Consider the following 17,269-nt stretch of genomic DNA (forward strand, 5'->3'; position numbering starts at 1 on the left):
TTCGTATGCCACTTCTGAGGAGGCGCCGATGACCCTTCTACTGACTCCCGAACTCGCTTCCCGATTCGCCAATCTCGCGCTCGCTCACCTCACGCGCGAATATCCGAACAAGCTGACGCACTCGCTGGATGGACCGCAAGACGTGCAGGGTCCGCGCGCATTGCACCCAATTTTTTACGGCAGTTACGACTGGCATTCGTGCGTGCACGGCTACTGGTTGATCCTGCATCTGCTCGAGCGTTTTCCCGATCTACCGGAAGCGGCGCGTATCGTCGCCGTGGTCGATGAACATTTCACCGCGGCCAATGTGGCCGGCGAGCGCGCGTATCTCGATCTGGCGCATAACCGCGGATTCGAGCGTCCCTATGGTTGGGCGTGGTTGCTGGCGCTCAGCGCGCAACTCGAATCGCTGAAACTCTCGGACGCCGCGCGCTGGGCGAAAACTTTCGCGCCGCTCACCGAGGTCTTTGTCGAACGTTTCGAAGAGTTTTTACCGAAGGCCACTTACCCGTTGCGGGTCGGCACGCATTTCAACATGGCGTTCGCGCTGTCGCTCACGCTGGATTTCGCGCGGCAAACCTCGCGCGGATCGCTTGAGGCGTTGCTCGTCAGCACGGCGGAACGCTGGTTTCTGAACGACGTGGGCTGTCAGGCATGGGAGCCTGCAGGCGATGAGTTCCTGTCGCCTTCGCTCATGGAAGCGGAGTTGATGCGGCGCGTCTTGCCGCCGGCGCAATTCGTCGACTGGTTCGGACGCTTTCTGCCGGACATTGGCGCGAAAAAGCCCGCTACGCTGTTCGAACCCGTTACCGTAACGGATCGCACCGACGGCAAGATCGCGCATCTGGATGGCCTGAATCTGAGCCGTGCGTGGTGTCAGCGCTCATTGGCACGCGCGCTGCCCGCCGGCGACATTCGCCGCACGGTGTTGTTCGAGGCGGCCGAGCGGCATTTGCATAGCGCGCTGGCGCATGTGGCGGGCGACTATATGGGCGAGCATTGGCTGGGCACGTTCGCGACGCTCGCGCTGGAAGCGTGATGGCGGAGTTGGGGTGAGTTAAAGCTCGATCGCCCATTCAAGCGAGTAAAAAAATAGCGGCGCCCTCAGCGCGAAACGGTTTGACCTTCTACCGTTTCGCGCCACGAGCGCCGCTTTTCTATTACTGCATCAGTTTGGACGCGTTGGCTGCGCCCAGCCGGCGATCACGCCGGCTTATTGCATTACTGGGCCGTCAGCTTCTTCGGCTTCGGCGGCGCCTGAACCTTGTTGTACTGGAACTCGGGCGTTGCCTTCAACGCGTCTTTCGTCGCGCCGGCCAGATAGAAATTGCCGCCGCGAATATCCAGCGCAGCGATAGGCACCGCGACGTCATGCGACGCCACGCCGAGGAATCCGCCTGCGGAGACGATGGCCGCCGACAGCGAACCGTCCGGCGCTACCACCAGATCGCGCACCGTACCGATCTTCTCGTTCTGATCGTTGTACACAGCCTTGCCGAGAATGCTCTTCTTCACGCTCCAGCCGCTCAACAGCGCGGTGGATTGTTCGACCGTGACGCTCAACGGCTGCGAGCCGGCGACTTGCGCCTGCGCGCCCAGGCTGGTTGCAGCAACTGCGACCGCAATCACAAGCTTGCTCAAAGTCATATCGTTTACTCCGTTCTTAGTAGACTTGACCGGCGCGGAATCCGCGCCGAAGGAATCGCTGCATGACGATGATACAGACTGCGCGACGCGGTTGCACCCAGCGTGCCAGGACACCATGCGCATAGCGGTAAAATTATGCACGGCGATGACGCCCGCATTAAAGGTGGCAGTTTGACTGAGCTTGAACAGGGTTTCATATTGACCCGGCATTGGCGTGACACGCCCGCCGGCACGGAAGTCGATTTCTGGCTGGCAACAGACAGCGGGCCTCGTCACATCCGCTTGCGGCCGCAACCATCGGTCGCGTTCATTCCCGCGGAGCATCGCGAGCGCGCCGAAACGGTGCTGCGCCGCGAAGCGCCGCTCGATCTGCGTCCGCTCGAATTGCGCGACTTTCAGCATCGGCCGGTCATGGGGCTTTACTGTGCGCAGTACCGGCAATTGACGGGCTTCGAAAAGCGCCTGAAACAAGGCGGTGTCGACGTTTACGAAGCGGACGTTTTTCCGCCCGAGCGCTACATGATGGAGCGTTTCATCACGGCGCCGGTGTGGTTCGGCGGCGAGGCGCAAAACGGCGGTCCGCTGCTGAATGCGGAACTCAAACCGGCCACGGATTACCGGCCACCCTTAAAACTGGTCTCACTCGATATCGAAACCAGCGCGCATGCCGAGTTGTATTCGATCGCGCTCGAAGGATGCGGGCAGCGCCAGGTGTATATGCTCGGGCCGCCGAATGGTGATGCGGGTAATAAAGACGAACTCGACTTCGACCTCGACTACTGCGAAACCCGTGCGCTGTTACTGGAAAAGCTGAACGCGTGGCTGGAGAAGCATGATCCCGATGCGATCATCGGCTGGAATCTCGTGCAGTTCGATTTGCGGGTGCTGCAGCAGCACGCCGAACAATATCGCGTACCGTTGCGGCTCGGTCGCGGCGGTGCGGTAATGGAATGGCGCGAGCACGGTCTCAAGCAAAACCACTTTTTTGCGGGCGCTGCGGGGCGTTTGATTATCGACGGCATCGAGGCGCTGCGTTCCGCGACATGGAGTTTCCCGTCGTTCAGTCTCGAACACGTGTCCCGCTCGGTGCTCGGCGAAGGCAAGGCGATCGACAATCCGTATCAGCGCATGGACGAAATCCAGCGCCGCTTCGACGAGGACAAGCCCGCGCTCGCGCGCTATAACCTCAAGGATTGCGAGCTGGTCACGCGTATCTTCGCGAAGACCGAGTTGTTGCGCTTTCTGCTGGAGCGTGCCACGGTGACCGGTTTGCCCGCGGATCGCAGCGGCGGCTCGGTCGCGGCGTTCACGCATCTGTATATGCCGCGCATGCATCGGCAAGGCTACGTCGCACCGAATCTCGGCGACGTGGCGGGCGCCGCGAGTCCCGGCGGATTCGTGATGGATTCGCGGCCGGGGCTCTACGATTCGGTGCTGGTGCTCGACTACAAGAGTCTGTACCCGTCGATTATCCGCACGTTTCTGATCGACCCCGTCGGCCTCGTGGAAGGCATGCTGAATCCCGCCGACGATCAATCCGTGCCCGGCTTTCTCGGCGCCCGTTTCTCGCGGTCACGCCATTGTTTGCCGTCGATCGTCGAACAGGTCTGGCAGGGGCGCGAAGTCGCGAAGCGCGAGCACAACGCCCCGCTTTCGCAGGCGCTGAAGATCATCATGAACGCGTTTTACGGCGTGCTGGGTTCGACCGGCTGCCGCTTCTTCGATCCGCGCCTCGCGTCGTCAATCACCATGCGTGGCCATGAAATCATGCACGCCACGCGTGAGTTGATTCAGGGCCAAGGCTATGAGGTGATTTACGGCGACACGGATTCCACCTTCGTCTGGCTCAAACACGCGCATAGCGAGGAAGACGCGAGTCGCATCGGCCGCGCGATCGTCGAGCATATCAACGCGTGGTGGCGGGAGAATCTGCAAGCGCGGTTCGGCATCGATAGCGCACTCGAACTGCAATTCGAGCGCCACTACCAGCGTTTCTTCATGCCGACCATTCGCGGCGCCGAGGAAGGCAGCAAGAAACGCTACGCCGGTCTGACGATCCGACCGGACGGTAGCGAAGACATCGTTTACAAAGGGCTCGAAACCGTGCGCACCGATTGGACGCCGCTCGCGCAGCAGTTTCAACAGGAGCTCTACCGGCGCATTTTCAAGCAGCAGCCGTATCAGGACTATGTTCGCGATTACGTGCGCGATACGCTCGCAGGCAAGCTTGACGATCAACTGGTGTATCGCAAGCGCCTGCGCCGGTCGCTCGGCGACTATGAGCGCAACGTACCGCCCCATGTGCGCGCGGCGCGCGTGGCCGACGAGTTCAATCGTCGTCAAGGGCGGCCGCTGCAGTATCAGAACGGCGGCTGGATCAGCTATGTGATGACGATCGCCGGACCCGAGCCGCTCGAAACGTTGCGCTCGGCGATCGACTACGAGCACTATCTCACGCGACAATTGCAGCCCGTTGCCGATGCAATCTTGCCGCTGCTGCGCGATGATTTTACGAGGTTGGTGTCGGGGCAAAGGCAGTTGTTTTGAGGCGGTGCTAGCATCGGGTACGGAGTCATACGATCAACAGTCGTCGCGATTGAATCTGCGGTGTCCGGCAGAAGCGGCCTACGTGAAGGAGTCGAACGTTGCAAACGGCAGACGAACCACAGCACGACGCGGCGAGCACGGCGGGTCGTGTATTTGCAGACGGCGCGCTCAGTATCGGACTCACGCTGCCCTTGCTGCGTCCGGGCACGATCGTGGCCGATTTCACGGAACAGGTCGCGCTCGCGCGCCTCGCCGATCAGCGCGGCTTCCGCGCACTCTGGATCCGCGACGTGCCGCTCAATAGCGCCGATTACCCGGACCCGGTCGGACACCTCGACCCGTGGGTATTGCTCGGCGCGCTCGCCGCGAGCACACAGCGTATCGCGCTCGCGAGCGGCGCGATCGTGCTCACGTTGCGGCATCCGTTGCATATCGCCAAGGCGGCACTGTCCGTCAACACGCTGAGCGGCGGACGCTTCATTCTGGGTCTCGGTTCAGGCGACCGTCCGCCGGAATACGCGGCGTTCGGCCGACACGCCGACGAACGGCGCGAACTCTATCGCGACCACTGGGACACGGTGGCCGCGGCTTTGGGCAACCCTTCCCGCGTGATACCCGATCAAACGCCCGAAGGCGCGCCGACTTTCAATCTGCTGCCCGAGTCTACCGACACGGTGCCGTTGCTTGCGGTGGGTTCGGGTGGACAGAGCGTCGACTGGATTGCTCGCCATTCGTTGGGGTGGATGACTTATCACCGCGAGCCCGATGCACAGCGCGCCCGCTACAGCATGTGGCGCGCGGCTGTCGAACGCGCGGCGCCCGGCGCGCTCCGCGCGTTCGGTGTCGCGATGCGGCTCGAACTCAGCCACGACCCGCATGAGCCGGTGCAACCTCTCTCGCTCGGTTATCGAACCGGACGGCATGCACTCGTTGCGATATTGAACGAGATGCGGGCCGGGGGCACGCATCATGTGACGTTCAATCTGTCGCCGGAACGGCCTGTTGCCGAGGCCATCGAGGAACTGGCGGACGAGGTGCTGCCGCTGTTTCATTTCGAAGGCCAGGATCGCATCGCAGACGCCTGAGCGCTCGCCGGTCTTCGAGTCGCTAGCAGAATCAATCCACACGCCCGTCGATAAGCGCCGTCAACGGCCGATACAGCGCGCTACCCGCGGCGATGATCGGATTACCGCGTAACAGTCCGCCGTTCGCGAGGAAATCGTTCACCGTGCCGCCCGCCTCGCGCACCAGCACGATTCCCGCGAGGCAGTCCCACGAATTGATGTGCGGCTCGTAATAGCCGATCAACCGCCCCGCCGCGACATACGCCAGCATCAACGCGCCCGAGCCGTTGCGAATGAACATGCCGCCGTCGCCAAGTAGCCGATCGAGAAACGGCAAGAACGCCTCCCGCTTCAGCCGATGAGAAAAGCCCACGCCTAACAGGCCTTCGCGAACGTTACGCGCCGGACTAGCGTTTAACGGCGTCTCGCCGACAAACGCGCCGCGTCCTCGCGCGGCATGAAACAACTCGCCGCTGTTCGGATCGAACACCACACCGATTAGCGGCTCGCCGTCCACCAGAATGCCGATCGACACGCACCACGCGTACAGGCCATTCAGAAAGCAACTCGTACCGTCGATCGGATCGACCACCCAGACCACCCGCTCGCTCGACAACGTAGCGGATGCACCGGCCGCGCTTTCTTCGCCGAGAAACGCGTCGTCTGGAAATGCTTCGCTCACGGCTGTCCTGACAATGCCCTCCACCTCGCGATCGGCAATGCTGACGAAGTCTTGCACGCCCTTATGCTCGACTTCGAGCGCGGCACGGTTGCGGAACATCTGCAGCGCGCGTTCGCCGGCTTGCTGGGCGATCTTGCGCGCAAGCGTATAGCGGGCGTCGAGCTCGATCGGGAGTGGTGTCGGCGATTCAATGACCGTCATGCGTGCGCTCCAGCAAGTGCCAGGCTGTGAGTTTTGAACGGCAAATCGACCCGCATTTCACGCGAGAAAAACTGATTCAGACCATGGCGCACGACAAAGCTCTCCGGGTTCCGATTGAATGTTGTGGCTGGCGCGACGGGCACCCACTGCGTTCCAGAAGCGCCTCTGTTACCTGCGCCTGCACACGCGTGCAAACATGGGCACCGAGCATACCACGCCCGGTTAACACCCGCGATCACGTCGGTTTTTTCAGCGTCGCGTGACGGCGTTTTTTGAGGGATATACGACCTTTTCGCCATCCGCGTCGCCTTCCATAATTTGCCTCGAAGATCAAACCGGTTGCGCTTTCAACCTTCGGCTTGATCAATCACGAAGCAGCAGAAAAGGACTTAACGATGAGACTTAAGAACAAGTCAGCTTTGATTACAGGCGGTACGAGCGGCATCGGTCTGGCGACGGCCAGACTCTTCATTGCAGAAGGCGCACGTGTCGCGGTTACGGGTCGAGACGAGGCCGCATTTAAGCGCGTGAAAACGGAGCTTGGCGAGAATGCGCTCGTTCTCAAGGGCGATGTCCGCTCGATAGAAGACATGCGGTCAATTGCCGCGGAGGTGAAAGAGAAGTTCGGCGGCCTGGATATCGTGTTCGCCAATGCGGGTTGGGCATTCCCGTCCCCGGTCAACGACATCGACGCACAGCTCTATGACGAGATCATGGACGTCAACGTCAAAGGCGTGGTGTTCACACTTCAGGCGGTGTTGCCGGACTTGAGAGAAGGCGCCTCCGTCATTCTCAATACGTCGTTCGTTGCGCAGACCGGCAAGCATGGCATCTCGTTGACCGCGGCGGCGAAGGCCGCCGTTCGGTCGCTTGCGCGCAGTTGGTCCTACGAGTTTCTCGACCGCAACATCCGCTTCAACGCGATTGCGCCCGGCGCGATCGACACGCCCCTGCTCGGCAAATGGGGAATGCCCGACGAGCAGGTTCGCAGCCTCAAGACCGAGTTCGCCAAAACCATTCCGGTGGGCCACATGGGCAAGGCCGACGACATTGCCTACGCGGCGCTCTATCTCGCCAGCGACGAATCCTGCTACGTCGTCGGCACCGAACTTGTCGTCGATGGCGGCGCCTCGCAACTTTGAGGCTTCGGCTCTCGATTCGAGAACGCTCCCCGTCATCCCGGCCCGACCTGGCTGCGCTTGCAGAGAAGGCCGAAGCATAGGAAAAAACACTGTGACAGACCCCATCGACCACAACGCCTTCCCGGCGCAATCGATCAACACGCGCCCTTCCCGCCGCGATGTTCTCAAGCTCGGCAGTCTCGCCACACTCGGCGCCCTGCTGGGAGGCGGCGCCCTACTTGGTCGCGCCACGCCTGCTCTCGCCGAGGCGGCCAGTACAGGAATACTTTCCCCGACCGAACCGCTCGACATCGTCATCGCGGTGTATCCCAACGGAACGCTTCTCGATTTTGCCGGCCCCAGCGAGGTTTTCCACTGGCTGCCCAATACCAACATTCGCTACGCAAGCCTGGATGGAGGGCCTGTGACCCTCGAATATGGCGTGGTGTATGGCAAGACTGAACGGCTCGCCGATGTTGCCAAGGCCGATCTGATCATGGTTCCCGGCGGCTCCGATCTGACGGCGCCGATGCAGCCGGCGTATCAGGCGCAGATCCGGCGTCTGGCGGACGGCGCCCGATATGTGACGTCGGTTTGCAATGGCTCGCTCGTGCTCGCCGCAACGGGCATTCTCAAGGGTAAGCGGAGCGCCTGCCATTGGGCCTTTATCAACGACCTGAAGGAATATGGCGCTATCCCCGTTCCGGACCGCTTCGTGGAAGACGACAACGGCCGGTTCATGAGCGGCGGTGGTATTACGGCGGGCATCGACTTCGCACTGCGCGTCGCCGCGAAACTACGCGGTCAACAGGTCGCCGAATTCGCGCAACTCCTGATCGAATATGATCCCGCGCCGCCGTTCCATTCCGGTCATCCCAGGGACGCTCGGCCGGAAATCGTTGCGATGGTCGAAAAAGAACTGCCCGGTGCATCCAAAGGGCTCGCACGCATTCCGGGCATTCGCTGAAACACCTGCAGGCAATCTGCACGAGGCCACACTGCTGGCCTCGATGAAGGCCGCATCCGACATTGCCTGATTCGCCTGCCCAATCGGGTGCGGCCCTCTCCCACTCACCTCCGGATTTAAATTCATTCAATGCGACAGACTCGTCTTTGTGCCGCTGCCCTTGCAGCCTGCTTCTCCCTTTTCGCCTTTGCGGCGTCCGCCACGTCCAGTGGCCCACAGACTCAACCCGAGGCGGCCATTAGAGCCGAGAACGCACGATGGGCCGACGCCTTCCGGCGCGGGGATTATGAAGCGATAGGCCACCTCTATACGGAAGATGGCGCACTCTTACCGCCCGGGGGCGACAGAGTCATCGGGGCCAGCGCGATCACCGAATACTTCACTAAAGGCTATGCAGGCGCCAAGCCGGATACGGTCTCCTTCAGCCATCCCGAGTTCTATGGCGACGATCGGATCGTGACGGAAGTTTCGGATACCGAGATCCGCGATCACAGTGGAAAGCTTAAATCTCGCGGTAAACAGATTCTCATCTTCCAGAAGCAGGACGGCATCTGGAAACTACATCGCGACATCTGGAATGCTTACGCGCCCGTGAAATCTGACGACCATTGAGCCAGCGGTGAAAGTACTCCGCGCGGCGTGGTTTGAAATCCGTTAGTGCGCCGTCGGAGGATCAGCGCCCCGAGCTCAATCTACTCGTGCGCCGGATCGATTGCGGCGGATGTCCGTGCAGTTTGACGAACGCTCTCCGCATCCGTTCCGGATCGGAAAATCCCACGGCCAGAGCAATCTGTTCAATCGGTTCGCTACCATCCTGAAGGCGCAACCGCGCGGCTTCAACGCGCAAGCGCTCGACCGCCTTGGCCGGTGTTTCACCCGTTTCCCGGCGGAATGCCCGGCCAAATTGTCGCAGACTTAAACTTGCGGCTTCGGCGAGTCGCTCGACAGGTAGCGCCTCCGCCAGATGTTCTCGGGCAAAATTCAAAGCAATGCGAATGCGGTCCGACTCCGGTTCCATTTGCGACATCGCGGAGAATTGGGACTGACCGCCTGGTCGACGGTAGGGAACGACCAAAAGCCTGGCGGTTGCGCGCGCAACTGTCGCGCCCATATCCGCTTCGATCATGGCAAGCGCGAGGTCTATTCCCGCGGCGATGCCCGCCGATGTCCACATGCGTCCGTCCGCTATATAAATGCTATCGCCCTCGACCTTGGTGCGAGGAAAGCGCGACTGCAATTGAGCAGCGTAGCGCCAGTGCGTGGTTGCTCTCCGCCCATCCAGCAAGCCGGTTTCCGCCAGCAGAAACGCGCCCGTACATACGCTTGCCACTCGCGAGGCGTTGGCAGCCAATCGCCTGGCCGCGGTGATGTTCTCTGGTGTCTGCATCGGATCGATATCGCCGCCCACGAATACGACCGTGTCGAACGTGCGCCTCCGCGCGGGCTTCGTCTCGATAGAAAGGCCCGTGTTGCCGACAATCGGGCCTCCGGGCTGCGAGATGACATGGAGAACATAGGGAGTCTGGCCGGCGGCCATTGCCACCTGATTAAACGCCGAAAGTGGTCCGCCAAGATCCAGAGCGTCGTGGCCATCGCACACGAAAAATCCAATTCGATGCGTCATGAGGGAGTTAACCGTCAACACGTTGAATGACGTATTTTACCGAGAACCCTTAGATTGCGCCATTCGAGAATGGCGTGTTCGATGTGGCGCCGAACCTATTCAAACAACAGAGCGATGTCTTCCGCGGTCTCCAGCAACTCTTCACGCGACGCACCGTCGCGCGCCTGGATGGAGAACCCGAGCAGCACGGACGCCAGATGTCGTGCGGTGGATGCGAGCCGAGGATCCTCCAGCCATGGCGTCAGTACCGCAGCAATGTCCTGCCGAATCCCGTCACGGCGCTGCGCCAGTTCCGCGATCAGTTCGTGATGATCGGGGTGCGCGCAGAGCATGCCGCTTGACACCATGCAACTACGTTCACCCTCTTCGGCGGTCACCGTGTCGATCGCGGCGGCCAGCAATCGGCGCACCGCATCGGCGAGCGAATCAGCCTCCTGAACGGCCGACCGGTCGACCAGGTTGAACGCTTGCGAATAGCGGTCAAGCGCGCGACGGTACAAATCGGCCTTGCTGCCGAACACACCGTACAGGCTAGGCGGCGCCACACCAATCGCCTTGGTGAGTTCGCTCATGCCTACACCTTCGTAACCATGTCGCCAAAAAAGCCGCATAGCCGTCTCCACCGCCGTGTCTTCATCAAAAGCGCGCGGCCTGCCGGTCTTACGGGTCGAAGCGGATTTCTCCGCTGGAATCGTCTGTTTCATAGCGATCATTAAAAAACACTTGACGATGCCTGTCAAGGCCACCAGAATGCGTTTTTTAACGATCGCTAATAAATACGTATGACCAGGTCTGATTTCACTTCCACGATGCTCGTCCTGGTGCGTGATGCATGGCACGGCGGCCGCATGATCGATATGCCGCAAGAAACAGCGGATGTGATCGAGCACGCCGGTTTCGTGGTCGGCCAATCCGCCGCGCTAGAGGAGTAGATCATGTCTTCCCCAGCCTTTTTTCCGTCGTTGCAGCGCATCGACATCGAGGCCGGTGATGTGCGGTTTGCCGGCGCGATGGGCGGCGACGGTCCGCCTTTTTTGCTACTCCACGGTTATCCGCAGACCCACATCGCGTGGCGAAGGCTCGCTCCGGAACTCGCGAAACACTACTCAGTCGTCATTCCCGATCTGCCAGGCTACGGTGCCAGTCGGCCCCGCGACATGTCGCCGCGATGGACCAAGCGACGTGCCGGCGATGCGCTTGCCGCGCTCATGACCCATCTCGGTCACGATCGCTTTGCTATCGTCGGTCACGACCGCGGTGCGCGCGTGGGATATCGACTCGCACTCGACCATCCGACGAGAGTAACGGCCTATACCTCGCTTACCGTGATACCGACCGCGGACGCCATGGCAGCGATCGACTATCGCTCTGCAGCGCACGCCTTCCACTGGTTTTTCTTCGCCCAGGAGGCGGACTTGCCCGAGCGCCTGCTTTCGGCCGATCCAGACGCTTTCATTGCACAGGCGCTGGCCAGGATGACCGACGGCCGGGACGTGATTGAGCCGGCAGCGCTGGATGCCTACCGAGCGGCGTTTCGCGACCCCGTTGTGCGACATGCCATCTGCGAAGACTATCGAGCCGCCTTAAACGAAGACCTCGCGCTCGATCATGGCGACCTCGCAGCGGGTCGAAAAATGCCATGCCCGGTACTCGTACTCTGGCCGCAGGTCGATCGCGTGTCGGAGCAACAGACGCCGGTCGATATCTGGCTGCGGTGGGCAAACGACGTAAGCGGGAATGCGACTTCCGGCGGCCATCTCCAACCCGAAGAGGCTCCGCAAGAAGTGTTGGCGTCGCTACTACCGTTTCTCGCACGGCACATTAGCGTCTGATTCGAAAAAATTAGTTAGCGTCGAATGTCCGCTCCATACGGCGCAAATCTTCTTCAATAGTTAGTCATTCTTACGAAGTAATCTGTTCATTTTTTAAGGACTTTATGATGTTCACCCGAATGCTGAATTACCTGTTGACCGCCGCAGTCTCGGTGGCAAGCCTGTTGGCGATCACACCTGACGCAATAGCCACTCCCTCGAACTACATGGTCACATCGAAGGACGGCGTCAAGCTCGCAGTTCAGGAAAGCGGCAATCCAGATGGTCCGCCGATCATTTTCATCCATGGTCTGCTCGGCAGTCGCCTGAACTGGGAAGAACAGATGCAGAGCCCCGAATTGCGTCAGTACCGACTCATTACGTACGATCTCCGCGGTCACGGTCTCTCGGATAAGCCATCCGGCGCCGAGCCTTATCATGACGGGCGCCATTGGGCCGACGACCTCGACGCCGTTATTGAAGGCTCGCATGCGAAAAAGCCCGTCGTAGTCGGCTGGTCGCTGGGTGGCGTCGTGATATCCAATTACCTCGCAACCTATGGCGATCGCCATATCGCCGGTGGTGTGTATGTCGATGGCGTGGTCGAACTTGCGGCGGGTCAGATCGTCGATCATCCCGACGTCTATCGGGACATGAATTCGCCGGACCTGAAGACGCATCTCGACGGCGAACGCACTTTCGTCGGACTGTGTTTCAACCATCGGCCGGATAGCGACACGTTCAGCCGACTGCTCGCGAATGCTGCGATGGCTTCGTGGGACATGCAGAAAGAAATCCCGACGATGACGGACTTCGCCGCCGAGGGGATCAGCAAGGCGCACGTGCCTCTGCTGTTTATCTATGGCGGCCACGATGCGCTGGTCGACACGCCTAGAACACTGGCTCGCGCAGCCGCGCTGAACTCACATATCGCGACCAAGGTGTACCCCGACGCGGGCCACGCGTCGTTCGCTGAAGAACCCGATCGCTTCAATCACGATCTGGCGGAGTTCGTCAAATCGACGTCCGCAAAATAACTCGCGGCGCCATGGCAATCGTCGCCGCTTAAGTGAGGGATCGGCGACATAGGCGAAAGCCGATCGAACTCACCGACCAATGGACGATTCCCTCTCGCCCGCTTCAACGCGGTCCTCCCGAAGCGCAGCCTGCCGCGCCGTTGCATCGCGCTTCGGCGACGTGCCGAACATGCGGGCATATTCACGGCTGAACTGCGAGGGACTCTCATAGCCGACCTCAAACGAGGCCGTCTCGACATTGGCGGCACACGAAATCATCAATCGGCGAGCCTCGAGCAAGCGGAGTTGCTTTTGATACTGCAACGGTGTCAATGAAGTCAGCGCCTTGAATTGACGATGAAAAGCCGACGCGCTCATCTGCGCAATATCGGCAAGATCCTCAATTCGGACCGTTTCCCTGAAGCGACTCCGCATGTGCATGGCGCTGATCACACGGTGCGACGGCCCGTTTGCCAGCGTCAATCTGGCAACGTCGGCGCCATGCGGCCCCGTGAGAAGCCAGTAGCAAATCTCCCGCAGGATGAGCGGAGCCAGCGTGGGAATCGCCTTGGGCGTGTCGAGTAGGCGCGCGAGGCGTAGCGCGCAATCGGCCAACGGTCCCTGGAAGTCGGTCACGAAGATGCCGCGGATCGCCTCCTCGCTGGCGAGAGGCATTGCATCCAGTTGGTCCGCGACACTTCGCATGACCGCGAGATCCAGTTCGAAGGCCAGAACGAGACAAGGCTGACCAGGGCTGGCCTCGACCACACGTCCTATCGAAGGCGTCTCGACGCCGATCAGCAGCGCCTGCCCGGCGCGGTAGACCAGGCGGCTGCCGCCGAACGTCGCCCACTTCGCACCCTGCGCCACGATGCATAGCGCGGGCCTGGAGATCCGGTGCGTGGGTTGCTTGGGGTGGTCTGATCGAAGGATGGCCAGTCCGTCGATCGCCGTCATGAAGGGGCTCTCCCCAGGCTGACGATCGGTATAGCGCAGAAGCGCCTCGGCCAACTGATCCGGCATCTCTGGTCTCCTTTCACGCCGCTTCTGCACTGGGCTCCGGCACGCCCGCAAGGAACGGGCAGGAACGAGTAGGAACGAGTAGGAATAGGCAGGAAATTGGATGGTTTCGGCATTCTCCCACCGGCATGCCGTCGACATAATAAGCCCATACGTCGACAGCAGATGACGGAATCCTAACGGGAAATAAGCTATGCCAGCCAACAAAGTCGCTATCGTCACCGGGGGCAGTCGCGGAATCGGCCGCAACGCGGTACTCCGTCTCGCCAAACAGGGCGTGCATGCCATCTTCACGTACAAGTCGAGTCGGGCAGACGCTGACGAAGTGGTTGCGCTCACCGCGGAATCGGGCGCCCAGGCCATCGCGCTGCAACTCGACGTAGGCGACACGAACACGTTCGACGGGTTCGTGAACGACGTCCGAAAAGCGCTTGCCGAACTCGGTGTCGAGCGTTTCGATTACCTCGTGAACAATGCCGGCACCTCATCCGGCGCGAGCCTCGCAACGATCACCGAAGCGGAGATGGACTCGCTCTATCAGGTCCATTTCAAGGGTGTATTGTTCCTGACGCAGAAGCTGCTTCCGCTCATCAACGACGGCGGCCGCATCGTCAATATCTCCTCGGGACTCGCTCGTGTGGCCATGCCCAATCGCATCGGCTACGGCCCGATCAAGGCGGCCGTCGAAGCCTTGACCCGCTACCTGGCAGTAGAACTGGCCCCGCGCCGGATCGTTGCCAACGTGATCGCACCGGGCGCGATCGCGACGGATTTCAGCGGCGGGATCGTCCGCGACAATCCTCAGGTCAACAAGGCGGTCGCCGATATGACAGCGCTGGGCCGGGTGGGTGTGGCAGACGACGTCGGCCCCGTCATCGCGGCGCTGCTGTCCGACGATTTCGGCTGGGTCAACGCGCAGCGTATCGAAGTCGCGGGCGGCATGCATATCTAGGCGCCAGCACATCGAAAGCGTCAGACCGCCGGGTTTCGGCCGGCGGTCTCTTCCCTTTACTTCGAGATGACTTCCAGCTCAAGCCCCTTCGTGCGCGGCCCCAGCAAGCCAATCGCCAGCATCACGATCAGCATCGCGCCCGCAATAAACACGAACGCGCCAGTATGTTTTGAGGCAAACGATGTGTCACGAACCGACGTCAGTTCAGAACCGTTTCTAGCAAAGGCATCAAGCCGCCGGTCCGGTCAAGCCGCGACAGTTCATCAAACCCACCGACATGTGTTGTACCGATGTAAATTTGAGGAACCGTTCTACGGCCAGTTCTCTCCATCATCTCGGCTTTTCGAGCAGGGTCTTTGTCTACAAAGATTTTTTCAACCTCGTCGACACCTCGAAGTTTCAACAGGCGCTGGGCTTGCTGACAATATGGGCAAACCTGCGTGCAGTACATCGTAATCTTGGACATCTGTGACCTCCTACGAAGATTTCGGGGGAACCATAACCTTTGTAAAACGGCGCTCCCGTTATTTCCGGTCCCCACAACAGCCTATGACCGGAGATGGCGACGTTGCTCGCAATATGACTACGCATGCTGCCAACAACCATAAAACGATTATACCCATGCTCCAGATTTTTTCTCTGCAGGCAATCGCAAAAAATCCAGGCAGTCGCGGACGCGCTGGGAGTCAGAGTCTTCGCATGGATCACGGTGGCATCAAGCGTTTGGCCTCGTCCCTAGAGTCGGAAGGGCGAGTGGCGGCGCAGCAAGATCAAAAATAGCCTCTTCGATTTAGAATAATGCTATTGAACAAATAGAAAGAAACATTCGTAGTGCCAGTTTCGTTGGGCCGAAAAACCGATGACTGCGTGGTGAACGAATGTTGATCTTCTGACAAGAAGATGTCTGTTTTTCTGGCGAAGCAAAAGCGTAGAAAGAAAGTAACAGTTGAGCAGCGCTAGAGCCATGCCTTTCATGATCCTGCTCCAGGCAACCGCCTCGATCGAAACCTGGAAAACGGACCGATCCACTATGTTTACGGCTCGAAGCCTCGCAACGCAGGCTGGATTGGAGCCCCGATACTTCGCTCGACTTTTGCAAGCTGAATGGGCGTTACTCATGGCTCTATGCTGTTCACAGAACTCCGCTCGCCGGCTAGATCAACGTCGCTCGGGCTGCGCTGGGCAAAATATCAGCAGAGCAGCCGACATACGGATGATGCCGGCTGCAATCCCGAACGCTCGCTAGCTTAGTTCAAATCCTTGTCCAGCCGCCCCATGGTCTCCGGAACAATAAGAGCCCCAATCAAAAACAAAACACTTACTGAGACTAGCGCTCCGGCGAGGATCAATGGGAGTTCCTGTGGCGTACGGGCCAGCACGGAAACCACTGTCGGCATAATTCCGCCAATGGCGAATCCGATATTCCATGAAAGCCCAGTACCAGATGCGCGTATCGCAGTCGGGAAGCGTTCATTCAGAAAAATAAGGATCGGAGCATAGCTCGCGCTCCCAATCGAGCTTAGCAAGACCGCATAGAGTCCAATCATCCAGATGTTATCCGTACCGGCCATGGCAAGGTAAAACACGGGAAAACAGACGAGCCGGCCTACCCCAAGCCAGATGAAACTGCGTTTTCGTCCGATCAAGGTGCTTAGGTGGCCGGCCGCCGTCGAGGCCAACACAACTGCCACACTAGACACCAGGAGCACAAGCCCAGCGACGCTGTTAGGTGTGTGGTTGATCACTTTCAGGAAAGTGGGAAGGTACCCGGAAGTCAGATAGTATCCGCTCCCTCCCCCGATAGTTAGCAGCAGGTTCACAAAAAGGATTGACCGGTATTTTCTTGAGAACAACACGCGTAGCGGTGATTCAGCAGGCTTCTCGGCGACGTCCTGAACTGACGCCAGCTCCTTTCGCTTTTCCCTCGCAAGTGCAGCCCAGACCGGCGACTCCTCGAGACTATTAAAGACGAATACTCCGAGTACTGAACTTAAGATTCCGGCAAAGAACATGCAACGCCATCCCCATACGTCGAACAGCGCCCCTGGGAATGCTGCCGACGTTGCCAGATATACGAGGGATGCAAGCAAGGCGCCCAAGCCTGCGCCTCCGCCGCCGACAAATCCGGAAACCGCGCCGCGATACTTGAGGCTGACAGTTTCAGTGCCGATTGTGTGCGTCGAGGCGACAACACCACCCACAAATACGCCCTGCACCAGACGCAGCAGAAGAAATAGGACGGGCGCGAGAAACCCCACCTGTACGACGGTCGGCAACAAGCCGAACGCCGCTGTCGAGACACCGACGCCAACAACTGACACAATCATCGCCCGCTTTCGACCGTGCTGGTCTGCGAACGAGCCGAAGATCGCCGATCCAAGCGGCCGCATCAACAGCGTCACTGCGAATGATGCATATACGGCCGCGAGCGAAAGCATGGAATTCGTCGATGGGAAAAATAGTCGTCCCACGACCGGAGCCACAAACAACACGACGAAGAGATCGAACAGGTCCAATGCCCACCCAAGACAGGACGCCATGACGGCGGCGAAGACCTGTTTCCCGCCGACCGTGCTTACTATTTGACCACTACGAAGAGCCTCTTCCATTTTCTATC

Annotated in this window: 16 protein-coding genes; 9 read left to right on the forward strand and 7 right to left on the reverse strand. The window is 60.0% G+C overall.

Annotated features, from left to right (window positions below):
- Nucleotides 1-28: 28 nt before the first annotated feature.
- Nucleotides 29-1,039: a DUF2891 domain-containing protein gene (locus HWY05_RS03135; RefSeq protein ID WP_176057360.1), complete on the forward strand. Its 1,011-nt coding sequence runs from the start codon at nucleotides 29-31 to the stop codon at nucleotides 1,037-1,039.
- 182 nt (nucleotides 1,040-1,221) lie between these two features.
- Here the strand turns inward: HWY05_RS03135 and HWY05_RS03140 are convergent, their stop codons facing one another.
- Nucleotides 1,222-1,647, reverse strand: a complete 426-nt coding sequence (locus HWY05_RS03140) for a PRC-barrel domain-containing protein (RefSeq protein ID WP_035558253.1) — start codon at nucleotides 1,645-1,647, stop codon at nucleotides 1,222-1,224.
- Nucleotides 1,648-1,818: 171 nt separating this feature from the next.
- Between HWY05_RS03140 and HWY05_RS03145 the strand changes: the two genes are divergently transcribed.
- Together HWY05_RS03145 and HWY05_RS03150 are read left to right on the forward strand one after the other, a co-directional pair.
- Nucleotides 1,819-4,194: a DNA polymerase II gene (locus HWY05_RS03145; RefSeq protein ID WP_176057361.1), complete on the forward strand. Its 2,376-nt coding sequence runs from the start codon at nucleotides 1,819-1,821 to the stop codon at nucleotides 4,192-4,194.
- 98 nt (nucleotides 4,195-4,292) lie between these two features.
- Nucleotides 4,293-5,279, forward strand: a complete 987-nt coding sequence (locus HWY05_RS03150; RefSeq protein WP_176057362.1) for an LLM class oxidoreductase — start codon at nucleotides 4,293-4,295, stop codon at nucleotides 5,277-5,279.
- A 31-nt stretch (nucleotides 5,280-5,310) separates the two neighbouring features.
- On the opposite strand, the gene HWY05_RS03155 is transcribed toward HWY05_RS03150, so the two are convergent.
- Nucleotides 5,311-6,141: an inositol monophosphatase gene (locus tag HWY05_RS03155; RefSeq protein WP_051980892.1), complete on the reverse strand. Its 831-nt coding sequence runs from the start codon at nucleotides 6,139-6,141 to the stop codon at nucleotides 5,311-5,313.
- A gap of 395 nt (nucleotides 6,142-6,536) precedes the next feature.
- On the opposite strand from HWY05_RS03155, the gene HWY05_RS03160 reads away from it, so the two are divergent.
- From HWY05_RS03160 to HWY05_RS03170, 3 genes are all read left to right on the forward strand, one after another.
- A complete protein-coding gene (locus HWY05_RS03160) occupies nucleotides 6,537-7,283 on the forward strand; it encodes an SDR family oxidoreductase (protein WP_176057363.1) in 747 nt (248 codons plus the stop codon).
- Nucleotides 7,284-7,374: 91 nt separating this feature from the next.
- Nucleotides 7,375-8,229: a DJ-1/PfpI family protein gene (locus HWY05_RS03165; RefSeq protein WP_244146473.1), complete on the forward strand. Its 855-nt coding sequence runs from the start codon at nucleotides 7,375-7,377 to the stop codon at nucleotides 8,227-8,229.
- A 129-nt stretch (nucleotides 8,230-8,358) separates the two neighbouring features.
- Entirely contained in the window at nucleotides 8,359-8,841 is a 483-nt protein-coding gene (locus HWY05_RS03170) for an SgcJ/EcaC family oxidoreductase (protein WP_176057365.1), read from the forward strand.
- 61 nt (nucleotides 8,842-8,902) lie between these two features.
- Here the strand turns inward: HWY05_RS03170 and HWY05_RS03175 are convergent, their stop codons facing one another.
- Nucleotides 8,903-9,853, reverse strand: a complete 951-nt coding sequence (locus HWY05_RS03175) for a helix-turn-helix domain-containing protein (protein WP_176057366.1) — start codon at nucleotides 9,851-9,853, stop codon at nucleotides 8,903-8,905.
- 95 nt (nucleotides 9,854-9,948) lie between these two features.
- The gene (locus HWY05_RS03180; RefSeq protein WP_208459073.1) at nucleotides 9,949-10,764 is read right to left on the reverse strand and encodes a TetR/AcrR family transcriptional regulator; all 816 of its coding nucleotides are present in this window, start codon (nucleotides 10,762-10,764) and stop codon (nucleotides 9,949-9,951) included.
- Nucleotides 10,765-10,788: 24 nt separating this feature from the next.
- Here HWY05_RS03180 and HWY05_RS03185 point away from each other — a divergent pair, with 24 nt between their 5' ends.
- On the forward strand, nucleotides 10,789-11,685 hold the full coding sequence (locus HWY05_RS03185; RefSeq protein ID WP_176057367.1) for an alpha/beta hydrolase: 897 nt from the start codon (nucleotides 10,789-10,791) through the stop codon (nucleotides 11,683-11,685).
- 107 nt (nucleotides 11,686-11,792) lie between these two features.
- The gene (locus tag HWY05_RS03190; RefSeq protein WP_176057777.1) at nucleotides 11,793-12,701 is read left to right on the forward strand and encodes an alpha/beta hydrolase; all 909 of its coding nucleotides are present in this window, start codon (nucleotides 11,793-11,795) and stop codon (nucleotides 12,699-12,701) included.
- 69 nt (nucleotides 12,702-12,770) lie between these two features.
- Here HWY05_RS03190 and HWY05_RS03195 read toward each other — a convergent pair whose 3' ends face one another.
- Nucleotides 12,771-13,703, reverse strand: a complete 933-nt coding sequence (locus HWY05_RS03195; RefSeq protein WP_176057368.1) for an AraC family transcriptional regulator — start codon at nucleotides 13,701-13,703, stop codon at nucleotides 12,771-12,773.
- A gap of 190 nt (nucleotides 13,704-13,893) precedes the next feature.
- Between HWY05_RS03195 and HWY05_RS03200 the strand changes: the two genes are divergently transcribed.
- A complete protein-coding gene (locus tag HWY05_RS03200; protein ID WP_035558279.1) occupies nucleotides 13,894-14,652 on the forward strand; it encodes an SDR family oxidoreductase in 759 nt (252 codons plus the stop codon).
- Between the two features lie 199 nt (nucleotides 14,653-14,851).
- Here the strand turns inward: HWY05_RS03200 and grxC are convergent, their stop codons facing one another.
- Together grxC and HWY05_RS03210 are read right to left on the reverse strand one after the other, a co-directional pair.
- Nucleotides 14,852-15,118: a glutaredoxin 3 gene (grxC, locus tag HWY05_RS03205; RefSeq protein ID WP_035558282.1), complete on the reverse strand. Its 267-nt coding sequence runs from the start codon at nucleotides 15,116-15,118 to the stop codon at nucleotides 14,852-14,854.
- Between the two features lie 781 nt (nucleotides 15,119-15,899).
- Complete coding sequence (locus HWY05_RS03210; RefSeq protein WP_035558285.1) at nucleotides 15,900-17,261, reverse strand: MFS transporter; 1,362 nt, start codon at nucleotides 17,259-17,261, stop codon at nucleotides 15,900-15,902.
- Nucleotides 17,262-17,269: the final 8 nt, after the last annotated feature.

The sequence above is a fragment of the Paraburkholderia sp. BCC1876 genome (assembly GCF_902833695.1).
In the GTDB taxonomy this organism is placed as follows: Bacteria; Pseudomonadota; Gammaproteobacteria; order Burkholderiales; family Burkholderiaceae; genus Paraburkholderia.